Origin of the sequence: Lysinibacillus alkalisoli (assembly GCF_014643595.1) — a bacterium.
GTDB classification, from domain to species: Bacteria; Bacillota; Bacilli; order Bacillales_A; family Planococcaceae; genus Metalysinibacillus; species Metalysinibacillus alkalisoli.
The window spans coordinates 261,235-274,610 of sequence record NZ_BMJT01000001.1; the positions used below are offsets into that span (position 1 = coordinate 261,235).

General features: G+C 31.4%; 11 protein-coding genes and 1 pseudogene. 8 read left to right on the plus strand and 4 right to left on the minus strand.

All coding sequences use genetic code 11. The features are described from left to right. Positions 1–172 precede the first annotated feature (172 nt). Together IEW44_RS01120 and IEW44_RS01125 are read left to right on the plus strand one after the other, a co-directional pair. Complete coding sequence (locus IEW44_RS01120) at positions 173–505, plus strand: ArsR/SmtB family transcription factor (RefSeq protein ID WP_066545406.1); 333 nt, start codon at positions 173–175, stop codon at positions 503–505. 4 nt (positions 506–509) lie between these two features. Continuing rightward, positions 510–752: a hypothetical protein gene (locus IEW44_RS01125; RefSeq protein ID WP_188613173.1), complete on the plus strand. Its 243-nt coding sequence runs from the start codon at positions 510–512 to the stop codon at positions 750–752. 165 nt (positions 753–917) lie between these two features. Here the strand turns inward: IEW44_RS01125 and IEW44_RS01130 are convergent, their stop codons facing one another. Then, positions 918–1,163: a helix-turn-helix domain-containing protein gene (locus IEW44_RS01130; protein ID WP_188613174.1), complete on the minus strand. Its 246-nt coding sequence runs from the start codon at positions 1,161–1,163 to the stop codon at positions 918–920. A gap of 122 nt (positions 1,164–1,285) precedes the next feature. Between IEW44_RS01130 and IEW44_RS01135 the strand changes: the two genes are divergently transcribed. Together IEW44_RS01135 and IEW44_RS01140 are read left to right on the plus strand one after the other, a co-directional pair. Then, positions 1,286–1,537: a transposase gene (locus IEW44_RS01135; protein WP_188613175.1), complete on the plus strand. Its 252-nt coding sequence runs from the start codon at positions 1,286–1,288 to the stop codon at positions 1,535–1,537. 75 nt (positions 1,538–1,612) lie between these two features. Next, positions 1,613–3,805, plus strand: a complete 2,193-nt coding sequence (locus tag IEW44_RS01140; RefSeq protein ID WP_188613176.1) for a DNA topoisomerase III — start codon at positions 1,613–1,615, stop codon at positions 3,803–3,805. A gap of 79 nt (positions 3,806–3,884) precedes the next feature. On the opposite strand, the gene IEW44_RS01145 is transcribed toward IEW44_RS01140, so the two are convergent. Both IEW44_RS01145 and IEW44_RS01150 read right to left on the minus strand, forming a co-directional pair. Then, a complete protein-coding gene (locus IEW44_RS01145) occupies positions 3,885–4,850 on the minus strand; it encodes a TIR domain-containing protein (RefSeq protein ID WP_188613177.1) in 966 nt (321 codons plus the stop codon). 5 nt (positions 4,851–4,855) lie between these two features. Beyond that, a complete protein-coding gene (locus IEW44_RS01150) occupies positions 4,856–7,267 on the minus strand; it encodes a sacsin N-terminal ATP-binding-like domain-containing protein (protein WP_188613178.1) in 2,412 nt (803 codons plus the stop codon). A gap of 175 nt (positions 7,268–7,442) precedes the next feature. On the opposite strand from IEW44_RS01150, the gene IEW44_RS01155 reads away from it, so the two are divergent. After that, entirely contained in the window at positions 7,443–8,882 is a 1,440-nt protein-coding gene (locus tag IEW44_RS01155; protein ID WP_188613179.1) for a DUF5677 domain-containing protein, read from the plus strand. Between the two features lies 1 nt (position 8,883). After that, on the plus strand, positions 8,884–9,966 hold the full coding sequence (locus IEW44_RS01160) for a hypothetical protein (RefSeq protein ID WP_188613180.1): 1,083 nt from the start codon (positions 8,884–8,886) through the stop codon (positions 9,964–9,966). 168 nt (positions 9,967–10,134) lie between these two features. On the opposite strand, the pseudogene IEW44_RS01165 reads toward IEW44_RS01160, so the two are convergent. Continuing rightward, positions 10,135–10,449, minus strand: a pseudogene (locus IEW44_RS01165) (toprim domain-containing protein); the annotation flags it as partial. Positions 10,450–10,777: 328 nt separating this feature from the next. Here IEW44_RS01165 and IEW44_RS01170 point away from each other — a divergent pair. Next, on the plus strand, positions 10,778–11,710 hold the full coding sequence (locus IEW44_RS01170) for a PLP-dependent cysteine synthase family protein (RefSeq protein WP_188613181.1): 933 nt from the start codon (positions 10,778–10,780) through the stop codon (positions 11,708–11,710). Next, positions 11,703–12,839: a bifunctional cystathionine gamma-lyase/homocysteine desulfhydrase gene (locus IEW44_RS01175; protein WP_188613182.1), complete on the plus strand. Its 1,137-nt coding sequence runs from the start codon at positions 11,703–11,705 to the stop codon at positions 12,837–12,839. The genes IEW44_RS01170 and IEW44_RS01175 overlap by 8 nt, the downstream gene beginning before the upstream one ends. The last annotated feature ends 537 nt before the right edge of the window (positions 12,840–13,376 follow it).

Genomic DNA, 13,376 nt, shown 5'->3' on the forward strand with positions numbered 1-13,376 from the left:
TGTATAAAAATCTATATAGAGTATGTTCTAACATAAAAGCCACAAGCGCTGATATAACAGTATTTGTGGCTTATAAGTACATTTCCAAACTTTCATTTGGGAACGTTTATTTGAATGCTTATGTATTTACTTATATTGACAAAATAAACTATATGTAATAAAATACTTACATATGAAACATATTAATAATGGCGATGAATTACTTTTGTTTTTGGAAGCTTTGTCTAATCCTCATCGATTAAGAATTATTAGCATTTTGTCTAATGGTAAACAATACGTTAGTCAACTTGCTAGAGAGCTTGGTATGAGCAGACCACTTTTATATTTACATTTACAGAAGCTTGAAGATGCGAATCTTGTTTCAAGCGATATGGAATTATTAGAGAGTGGGAAAGCTGCGAAATACTATATGCTAAATTCCTTTGATTTGCAGCTTAATGAGGAACTTATTTCGAAGTTAGAACCAACACTTACTCTTAAAAAAAATAAAAAGATGGAGGATTAAATCAATGTCTAATGGTGCTACAATTGTAAATATAGGAGATGTAGTGGCAACAATCATTATGTTAGGATCTATGGTAATTCCAATTATTTTAGTAATTTTATTTTACAGAGCTTATAAGAAAAATGCGAAACGTTCAGAGGAACGATTAAATATTGAAAAGCAGCAGACCTTTAATTTGCAAAAACAAGTAGATGAATTAAATGACCGTGTAGGTAAAATTGAAAAATTATTAAAAGAAGTAGATTGATAGTCAAGAAAAGCCTTTATTCACAAATGATTGGATAAAGGCTTTTAATATCCCCAAAGTGCTGTTTGGGAAGGTTATCTGTTTTGTATTGTAAATCCAAATAAATCGAATAAAATCACCTATAGCCATAATAAATTTTTAATTTAAAATAACCAACAAAATGTTCTATTTATATTGTTGGTTATTTTTTTCTATTTCCAACTCGACCTCTTTAATAAATATATTCGGTTCAATTTTCAATACCGCACAAATTGTAAAAATCGTCGTCAAACTAGGCTGCCGCTCTGCTCTCTCTAACATCCCAATATAAGTTCTGTCTAAATCACACTGCAAAGCCAGCTGTTCTTGGGAGAAGTTAGCTGCCTTCCTCTGCTTACGTAAAACGATTCCAAATGCTTTTGAAATTTCCACGTCATCACCTCTTAGTTTATTAACTAAGAAATGTGACACCTCATTCGACCGACTATAGTCATCAAAACTAACTGGTGATACAATATTATACAAATCTAAAAATTCAATGGGAGCCTATTAAAATGACTTATAAAAAATACGAAGATGATTTTAAAAGAAAAATTGTGAATTTATATTTAAGCGGACATTCTGTTGCGGATTTATCTAATACGCATAAGATTTCTACTACAGCAATTTATAGTTGGATTAAAACTTATGGGAAAACGGAATCTACGAAGCACCAAACAAATCTTGAAATTTCTAAGGAAAACGAGCGTTTAAAAAAGGAAGTTTCAATTTTAAAACAAGCCATGACCATTCTCACTTCTAAGTAGGAGTAGCCAACATAATCTAATTCTTTACTTGTGGTATATTTAATACTACATATGTAGGTAAAGGAGCATGAAAAAATGGCAAAAAGTTTAGTAATAGCCGAAAAACCATCCGTTGCACGCGATATTGCAAACGTATTGAAGTGTACGAAAAAAGGTAATGGTTTTTTAGAAGGTGACAAATATATCGTGACATGGGCTTTGGGACATCTTGTTACACTAGCAGATCCAGAAGCGTATGACGTAAAGTACAAAACGTGGAATTTAGAAGATTTACCGATGTTGCCTGAACGTATGAAATTAGTGGTAATGAAGCAAACAGGAAAACAATATAATGCAGTGAAATCTCAGTTAACTCGTAACGATGTTAATGAAATAATCGTGGCTACGGACGCTGGGAGAGAAGGCGAATTAGTAGCACGTTGGATAATTGAAAAAGCCAACATCAAAAAGCCAATTAAACGTTTATGGATTTCTTCTGTAACAGATAAAGCAATTAAAGATGGCTTCGCGAATTTAAAGCCAGGTAAAAACTATGACAACTTATATCAAGCTGCTGTCGCACGTAGTGAAGCTGATTGGTATATCGGCTTAAATGCAACACGTGCTCTTACAACACGTTTTAATGCACAATTAAACTGTGGTCGTGTACAAACACCAGTTGTTGCAATGGTTGCTGCACGTGAAGATGAAATTAAGAACTTCAAACCTCAAACTTACTATGGTATCGAGGCAAAAACAAAAGACAATTTAAAGCTTACTTGGCAAGATACAAAAGGCAACAGCCGTAGTTTCGACAAAGAAAAAGTTGATACTATTGTTAAAAAATTAGGTAATAACAACGCAAAAGTTATTGAAGTAGAACGCAAACCTAAGAAGTCATTTGCACCAGGTCTTTACGATTTAACGGAGCTTCAACGCGATGCTAATAAAATCTTTGGTTATTCAGCAAAGGAAACGTTAAATATTATGCAAAAGCTTTATGAGCAGCATAAAGTATTAACGTACCCACGTACAGATTCTCGATTTATCTCAAGCGATATCGTAGCAACATTACCAGAACGCATTAAAGCGTGCGGAATTGGCGAATATCGCCCGTTTGCTAACAAGATAGTATCAAAACCTATAAAAGCAACTAAAGCGTTTGTAGACGATTCTAAGGTGTCTGATCACCATGCGATTATCCCGACAGAAGAGTACGTTAATTTTGCAAACTTTAATGATAAGGAACGAAAAATTTATGATTTAGTCGTAAAACGCTTCTTAGCAGTTTTATTCCCTGCCCATGAATACGAGCAGCTAACGTTACGTGCAAAAATTGGCGATGAAAACTTCGTAGCTAAAGGGAAAACAATTACTGTACCAGGCTGGAAAGAAGTATATGAAAATCGCTTTGACGATGAAGAATCGAATGACGATTTAAAAGAACAAGTTTTCCCGAAAATTGAAAATGGTTCAACAATTGAAGTTCAGTTAATCGCTCAAACATCAGGCCAAACAAAGCCGCCAGCACGCTTTAACGAAGCGACATTGTTATCTGCTATGGAAAATCCAACAAAGTATTTAGAAACGAATGATAAGCAGTTAGCTGATACATTAAAATCAACTGGTGGATTAGGTACTGTAGCAACTCGTGCGGATATTATCGATAAATTATTTAATTCATTTATGATTGAGCAACGTGGTGGCAAAGATATCTACATCACTTCAAAAGGTCGCCAATTATTAGATTTAGTACCAGAAGAATTACGCTCACCAGCGACTACTGCTGAATGGGAACAAAAACTAGAGTTGATCGCAAAAGGTAAATTAAAGAAAGAAGTATTTATCAACGAAATGAAGCAGCACACGAAAAAAATAGTTGCTGAAATCAAATCAAGTGATAAAAAATACAAGCATGATAACATCTCAACTAAATCATGCCCTGACTGCGGTAAACCGATGCTTGAGGTAAATGGCAAGAAAGGAAAAATGCTTGTCTGCCAAGATCGTGAATGTGGTCATAAGAAAAACGTAGCACGTGTAACAAATGCTCGTTGTCCTCAATGTAAAAAGAAATTAGAGCTACGCGGAGAAGGCGATGGTCAAATCTTTGTATGTAAATGCGGTCATCGTGAGAAGCTATCTGCATTTGAAGCTCGTCGTAAAAAAGAAGGCGGCGGTAAAGTAGATAAGCGAAGTGTACAGAAATATATGAAGCAGCAGGAGAAAGAAGCAGAACCATTAAATAATCCATTTGCAGACTTATTAAAAGGAATTAAACTTGATTAAATAGATTATTAAAAATCATTAAAGTACCGTATTAATTGTATTAATTCAATTAGTACGGTACTTTATTAGAAATAAAATTCTATTTTATAGATTTTAAAATTTCCTTGAATTCATTTTGTTCCATCTCTTTGAATGATCTACCTACTCTATCACTTACCAAAGCGATGAAATCATTCATAGATGGTATTACAGATTCTAATTTTCTCACGTCTGTAGCTAGATGTTCCATTAGGCTAATAGGGAGATTAGCTAATTTTATTTTACCTTCTAACTTTTCCTTTTCATTTACCCAATAAGTAATGTAGTCTATTCTATCGTAGACATTATAAACTTTCGCTTCAAAGTTTTCATAAAGATTTTCATCTTTAAAGTATATTGCGTCGTCTTTTCCAACAACAATAAAAAACAACTTTTCCTTATAGTCATTATCTTTCATCAATTGAGTAATTTCATACATACAATTTAGAGACTTTATATATGCATCTGTAACAATTGAAATTACATAATCATGTTCTCTTATAGTTTGCATAAACTCATCTAAGCTATCCCTGTACTCTGTAACGTTGATGTCACGACTTACTATTATATTTTGTGTTTCTTTTAATTTCCTCTCTATAATATTTGCGAAATCACGATCTTTATGAGTATATGAAATAAATACTTTTTTCATTAACAATTCTTTTAATTTACCTCCTCTGTCGACTGTGTAAGGAATTCCATTAACTTTTATAAATTCACTTGATTTGGCAATAGAAATATAAAATAAATTATGTTCATTAAAAGTGAAATTTCCAGATTCTAATTGAACTTGTCCTTCTAGGATAAGTTGTATTTGAAGCATATCAATTTTAAAGGGAAACTTTTTAACATTTAGATTTACTCCATCATCTTGAACTCCAAAAATAATATCTCCACCATCACCATTTGAGAAAGCAGAAATCCATTTTGCTAATTCTTCATTCTCGATTATTGGGTGTACATATTTCACGTTTATACGATTATTATTGCTAATCGTAGACTTAATAGTTTCAATATCTCTAAACAATGAATTCAACTCTTCCATAAATTATTTAAAGGAATTTTAGAAATTCCAGTGGTCTTTAATAAATCTCCTAAAGTGATAAGTCTTTGGACTTTTCCATCATCAGTCCATAATTGGTATTCTGTATCATCTAGAGCTTCGAATTCTTCTTCATGATAAAAGATTATTTGTTGCTGATCACTTGGACGTATTACAATTCGGATATCTTTCCCTTTATATTTAGCTGGGAAGATGGTTTTTGAATGTCTAATACTTTTCCATTCATCTAGAGTCTCAGGAAGCGTATAATAACTGCTTTCACTTAAATAAGTGTAAATATTTTTTATGCTTCTCTCAATTAAGCCATCTACATATAGTTTAAGTTCTCTTGAAGAAGTTACAATATGTTTCAATTGTTGTATTATTTCATCATGGCTTAACTCTATATTATGTAATATAGAAATTATCTGCTCTCGATTATTAATAATATCGTCTAACTCTTCATATCTAATGTTATGATTCTCAATTTTTTCTGCTATTTTATATCTTCTTAAATTTTCTTCTGGGGAAGATAACATCATTCTTTTGGCATAAATGTTTTCAAACCAATTAATTGCATCTTGCTGATTAGATATAAACCAGTTAGTTAATTTATTGAATATTTGTTGAGTATTGGATTCCCGCTCTATATTATCAATAGTTTCTTTAGATAAAATTTCTAATACTTTTTTCTCGATTTTGTTAGAAGTAATCTTATTATTTATTTTTTTTTCTGTATTTTCGTTATAAAATTCTTCAAATACGGTAATATCTTTATTTAATAATTTACTCTTTATATCAGTACCGAGAGAACCTAATATGCCTTTCAATTCTTCATCTATATTTTCATCAAAATATATTTTTTCAAATAAAATAAAATCCCCATTTTGATTAGGTACATAAACGTTTGTTATTAATTTCTCAATGCCTATTTCATTTATCCATAAAGAATAAAATTTGTTTAGCCATTCCGAAGATTGAATATGCGTTTTTAAATTTGAATTTACTGTTGTTAAATCTGAGTCTGATAAATACTCTTCATTTACGTAAGAAAAATTAATATTAGGAATAAAAACTTTACTCCACCCTAAATAGCTATCTTGAGAAGGAATCTTTAAATTTTTGAAATTAGATAGAAGCTGCCAAAATTCATCATTAGTATCTTCCTCTAATTTTATCGGAATAAAGATATTCACTTCTGAATCCCCTATAAAAGCTTCCTTTTTCAACCCACCTAAATCATCATAAATCGGAATAATAGGACTAGACTCTATAGTTTTTTTTAGTTCTTTATAACAGTGATTTTGAATAACTGAATTAATAGGTTTATTAATAAGGCAAATATTAAATACATTATTGGTGTTTTCTTTTTTCGAACAATATTCCAAAAGTTCTTTGTATAATGAAATAGCAATTTTTATTAAAGACATATTCCTTTCATTACTATCTCTAATCGCATTTCTATCTCTTTCAACATCAAATAATTTAGAATTCACAACTATAGGAAAACAAAATTTTTCTGTTCCAAGTAGGGGGAATTCACAAAATAACCTTGGTAAGCTATTTGATAAAGGTAAGAAATGTAATTTATTATTTATGAACTCTACTTCGCAACCAATTGTTACCTCATTTTCATCCAAAAATAGTAAACTTTTTACATCGGAATTTGAGCTTTCTATCTTTACCATTTTAATTTTTGGGTTAGATTGAGATGATTTTTCTAATTTTCTTTGATAAATTTCATTATTATAAGTAATAGAATTAATGTTTTCATTGAATACTAAAACATAAGGTATGGCATCTTTTAAATCTTTTATTCCTTCTTCAACTGCTTCTAATATATCCTCCTGGTCTATTGAATAAATAAATTTAGTTTTCAAATATTCGTTTTGTAACTCATCAGAATAGTGATTTAGTCTTTCTAAATCTTCGAGCATTTTTTTAGTTTTATTCTTTATATCTTTATAATCGTTACCCGATCTATCAACGACAAAATTTAACTGTTTATAAGTCCCATCATTTTGAATAAAAGAACCTTCTATCGTTACAACTTCTGACAATAAATGTGTTGACATAAATCCGGTTCCAAACTTACCTGTCTTCTTTTCTTCCGAACTCTGTTTAGAGGAAATTTGTGTTATTAAATCTAATAAGTTTTCATAAGAGAACGGGAGACCATTATGGCTAAAGATAATTTGATTGTTTGAATAATTTATAGAAATATCGATCCTTTGATTTTTAGGTGTGCAATCCGAAGCATTTTGAATTAACTCCCATACCCATCTACGGCGAATTACTTTTTTATCACCTTCAGAGGACTCTCTAATCTTTTTCAACTCATCCCAGATAGTATTAGAACTTGCATCAAGAACTTTATTTAAGAGAATTTGTTCATTTGACATAATTTCACCATCCCCGTGAATTTTTCTGTGGAATTTATTTTAATATCACTAGTTTATAACGCTTATTAACAGTATTTATACGATATTATTATAACTTTAAATAACTTTATATGAAGTATTATCTAATGATTCGAAAAATGTTACCATTAATATACTTACAAATTGGGGGAATTTGATGGAATACAAAGGACATAAATTTAAAAAAGGAAAATTTATAACTCCGTTTAATGAATTACTATCAGAAATAGGTAAAGAAGAACAATGGTATTTAGGTCGTCTACCAGAATATTTATGGATAGCATTAATATATAAATCACAATCTAGAAGAAATTCGTTAGATTTGCTTAAAGATATTTTAATGGAGTTAAGTAAATATCTACCGAAAGAAAATATGCATCCGAAAATTTCAGAAATTCTAAATCTACCTGAACAACAACAAAAGCTCTTTTATAATTATTTATTAAATAAAGTAGATCAAAGTACTTTAAACCCTCTAACTGTTGTTATTACTTATTCAGTTAGTAGACCATTTTCAAAGTATTTTTCAAGCCATGAACTTAGTTTTGAAGGAAAAATAGATAAATTAGAAGAAACACTCAAAGAATTTTCCAGTCAACATTCTAATCAAACTACAGACCTGAGGTATTTAATCTTTTACTATATGCAATTAAAAAATAGAATTATTATGCCAGTACAGCATCTTGAACTAATTGAACGGTATCCATTACTGGAACATGATAATCCTTTAATGGCGATGATTAGACCTACTATAAGAACTTTAGAAATGGTGTCACCCTCTTTTGAAAAAAATATAGATATAACATATCTTGAATTATTTTGGGAAAGGATGAGCGAATTGACTGAATGTGAGCTTTTTCAAGTTAAATTTGATGTAGAAGATTTAATAGATAGAAAGGATTCACTAGAGCAAATTTATAAAGAGTTAAAATATTTCACTGATTTATTCCATACAACATCGCCCTTAGACCATAAGATGTTAGTTTTATTAGGGATTACGACCTTTTCATATAAGCGATTTTTAGAATTAGTGGAACACAATCTTTATAACACTATTACTGGCCGAAGTATTACAAGATCTTTAATCGAAAACTATATTATGATGAAATATTTACTTCTTAGAGAAAAAGAGAAAGAAAATATTTGGGAAGAATATCAATATTACGGATTAGGCCAGTTTAAATTAATAACTGAAAGATATGAAGATAGTGGTGATATTTATCCTAACAGTCATGTGGATTATAACTATATAGGGTTACTAGTAGAAGAATATAAAAACAAGAATTTTATCGATATGGATTTGAATTATTTTGGTAGCCATAACATTAAAAAGAAGGCAGAGCTAGTAAATGAATCAGATTTGTATAAACATCTATATGATTACGATTCAATTTATGAACATGGGTTATGGGGGGCAATTAGAGAAAGTAGCCTATTAAAATGCGACAAAGCTAGCCACCAGTTCCATTGTGTACCAGACATTGAAAATCAACAGAATTTAAAAAGCGTATGGCATGATGCTAAAATGCTTATGCAAAAAACACTAGAAATTTTAAAAGGACTCTATGGATACCCTTCTCATCTGGAGGGGAATTAAAATGATAAAAACGAAATTTATGGAAGAGCTTGTTAAAATCCAAAATGAGTACATTTATCTTTTGGAGTTAGGATTAACAGAATGGGATGAAGAATATTTTGTTGAGTTTATAGAGGAATTAAATTTATTTTGGAAAAGAAATGAAAATGTTCTAAACACAATCTATGAGTATGAATTCCCTAAATTACAAACTATTTTTCTCACAGCTGTTACTAAAATCGACCTTGAATATTTACAACATTATTCTATGAAAATTAGTGGAAAAATTTGTTTAATTGATGATCCTTTAATCAGTTACTTAAATCTTTTAGATAAAGACTTACCTCCTAAAATGCGTGAGAAATTTTCAGATGTAATTCAAGAAAATATTCGAGAATCTATTGAATTATATAAAACTGCATCAAATGATTTTTTCATTTTACCACTTCGCACAGTAATTCCAACAGAAATTGTCACTAAAGCTGCCCAACAATTTTTCATTTCGTTATTCGAAGGGATTAGTTCCATTAAAGATTACTTTGGAAAAATAAACACTTTTGAAGATATAGAAAGCTATTTGAAGGAACCAGTTAAAGATTGGATATTATTTGGTTGGGATGACGAAGTAGGAGCTAATTCTTTAAAAGAAAGATTCACCAACTTTGTAAATACAGAATTTATGGGTAATAAAGAAGCGCCTATAAGTGAGGTGTTCTTCTTTTCACAAAGAGGTTATTTATCACAAGGGATGAACATTTTATTCACTATGTCTACAACTAAATTTGTACCTTATATTCGTGGAAATGTACCTTTTAGATATCTAACTGTACTATATACTTCTTTAAAATATAATTTAAACTTAGATTTAGATCAGCAAATTATTAGAACTACTATAAGCTACCTTTTTGAAAGAATCTTTGACTTTGAAAAAATTAACGGATTATCGTATGAAGAATTTTTAGCAAAAATTAATGGGTTGAATTTATATCAGTATGTTTTTCAAAAACTACATCTTGAAAATAAAGAGTTACAAGACACTAGCTTACGGGATATTAATTTAGCAGTAAATGAGTTCTATGAAAATGAATTTTCACCTCTGTTTTAAAATGTGGAAGCTTATCAGATATGATATTTATTTGGTAGGCTTTTTATTTATGTGCAAATTAAGGAGAATAATTATGTACACTAAGAAAAAATTGGATATCCTTTAAATATTAGGTTTTTTATTTATTTAGGATTTTTGTACACTTGATTTTTATAGAGATACATCCACATCTGTACCAATAATACAACTCGTTACATCTTGACGTTCAAGCACATGTTTGACGGCATTAAATTGTTTACCTGTTTGCTTCATAACAACTAGTTTCATTTTTTCAGGTAGCATTGGTAAGTCTTCTAAGTTCCACGTCTTATATTTTACATCATAGCTTTCAGGGTCAGCTAATGTCACTAAATGTCCAAGTGCCCAAGTGACAATATATTTATCGCCCTCTAAATAGCCATTTCCTTTCTTATTACATTTCAATACTCTTGCAATGTCTCTTGCAACAGATGGTTTCTCAGCAATTACTGCTATTTTAGCCATAATAACACCCTTTCTTATGATGTAAATATAACATAGATTGGCAGCATAATCCTTGTATAGAGGGGGGTGTTGTAGAGTGAATATAAAATAAATGTTTACGCTTTAAAAATCAACCACACAATAAATAATAAGATAGGTAAGATGACGGGGGTTTTACTTGTAATATAAGTTTGGCGCACTCGAACTCAACCTCCTATAACAGTGTTTTTTGAAATTTTAGAACTTTAATTCTTAGTTGTCAACTAAGAATAGTGTTGTTTAACGTAAAAGTTCATGCTATGATTTATAAAACCTACTATTTAAGTTTGAATTAGTTGGAGGTAAACATATGAATACATATCAAAAATTAACCAGTCTAATCGGCAATACACCGTTATATGAACTAGAGACAAGTGTGCCCTCTTCAAATGCACGCATTTTAGCCAAACTTGAAATGATGAGTGTTGGAGGAAGTGTCAAAGACCGTTTAGGCTTTTATATTATTGAACAAGCATTAAAAACAAGGAAATTACATCAAGGTGGTACAGTGATTGAGCCAACTGCAGGTAATACAGCAATTGGTTTAGCACTGGCGGCAATACATTTTAAAGTACATGCTATTTTTGTCATTCCCCAAGGTTTTAGTCAGGAAAAACAAACATTGGCACGGGCATTAGGTGCAACGATTGTGAACACACCAAAAGAGTTAGGGATGAAAGGCGCTGTAGCTAAAGCTAGGGAATTAGTACAAGAGATAGAAGGCGCTTATAACCCTAATCAATTTCATACAGAGTGGAACGCAGAAGCTTACTATTATAGCTTGGCACGCGAAATCTATGAAGGTACAGAAGGTAAACTAGATGTGTTTGTTGCAGGAGCAGGTACATCAGGGACTTTTATGGGTGTGGCTAAATATTTAAAAGAGCAAAATCCATCGATTAAAACGGTAATTGTTGAGCCACAAGGTTCAATCATTAATGGTGGTAAGAGTGGAAGTCATGAGACAGAAGGTATTGGCATGGAGTTCTTCCCACCATTTTTTGATAAAGCTTTATACGATGAAGCTTACACAATTTCAGATAAAGCAGCGTTTGCTAGAGTAGCACAATTAGCAAAAGAAGAAGGGTTACTTGTTGGAAGTTCATCAGGTGCTGTTTTTGAAGCGTGTTGTCAAATCGCAGATCAAACAGATAAACCTTTAACAATTGTCACCATATTTCCAGATAGTGGCGAGCGTTATTTAAGTAAAAACATTTATGGAGGCGACAGGAATCATGCGTAAAAAAACACAATTAATTCATGGCGGAGCAACTGTAGATAAAACAACAGGAGCAGTGTCACTGCCTATTTTTCAGGCAAGTACATTTAAACAACAAAGTGTAGGCGATTTTGTTTATGAATATGGGCGTACAGGTAATCCTACACGTAATGGTGTAGAAACTTTTATTGCAGATATTGAGCAGGGGACACATGGTTTTGCCTTTGCATCAGGAATGGCTGCGATTAATTCAGTGATGCAATTATTCCATGCAGGTGACCATATTGTAGTAACAGATGATGTATATGGCGGGACATATCGTTTGTTAACGAAAGTGCTTAGTCGAGTAAATATTGAAGTAAGTTTTGTTAATTCGGCAAATTTAGCTGATGTACAAGAAGCAATTCAACAAAATACAAAAGCTATTTTTATTGAAACACCAACGAATCCGTTATTAAAAATTACAGATATAAAAGGTGTGGCAGCGATTGCTAAACAACATCAATTATTATTACTTGTAGATAATACATTTAGTACACCGTATTGGCAAAATCCATTAACGCTAGGTGCAGACATTGTTTTACACAGTGCAACAAAATATTTAGGTGGTCATAGTGATGTAATTGCTGGTTTAGTTGCAGTAAAAGATGAAAAATTAGCCGAAGAACTTCACTTTATTCAAAATGGTTCTGGTGCAATTTTAAGCCCACATGATAGTTGGTTATTAGTGCGAGGTATGAAAACCTTAGGGATCCGTATGGAAGAGATTGAGCAAAATGCTAACGAGTTAGCTAATTTCCTAGTGAAGCATCCAGCGGTCGAAAAAGTATATTATCCAGGATTAATAACTCATAAAGGGCATGAATTACACAAAACACAAGCAGCAGGTTTTGGTGGTATCATCTCTTTCGCTGTGAAGGATGAAGCGACAGCGTTACGTGTGTTAGAACAAACACACTATTTTACATTAGCCGAGAGTTTAGGTGCAGTAGAGAGCTTAATCTCCTTGCCAGCCAAGATGACGCATGCTTCGATCCCACGCGACCGACGATTAGCGCTAGGTATTGAGGATGGCTTGATTCGCATTTCAGTTGGGCTTGAAGATATTGCCGATTTAATTGAAGATTTAACACAGGCGTTGCCTCAAATATAAAACATAGTAAAAAATCTCCTTAAAACATTTTTAAGGAGATTTTTAGTCGTTAAGGATGTTTCATCATAGAATGTAATGGACAGTTGAAAAATTTTAGGATGTATAAGAATAAGATAAAAAAGTGCTGTACCACTTCGTAAATGTAAAGTAGTTTGATTGTTATCATTACGTTTATTTTATTTTATTTGTAAAAAAAACGCTTTTTATTAATAAAAAATAGATGATATATCAAGAGTACCCAAATGAGATGTAAAGAATGAGACGATAAAAATTCAAACAGAGTCGATCATTTTGATGAAGTAGCCGTTGATAAACGATTAATTTTATATGATTGAGCTTTGAAAAAGATACATACAGCGTTTAATTTAAGTGAGACTGATGATAGCGATTTGTCCCACATTGATGAGAAGTTACACAAGGGAGCTAATGATGTATGCAACGTCATAGTGTATTAGCATGTTGGGCTGAATAATCATGTGATGAGATAAAATTGACACTAAAATGAGTCAGCTTCTAGAAAAACTTTTAAAGCCAAGG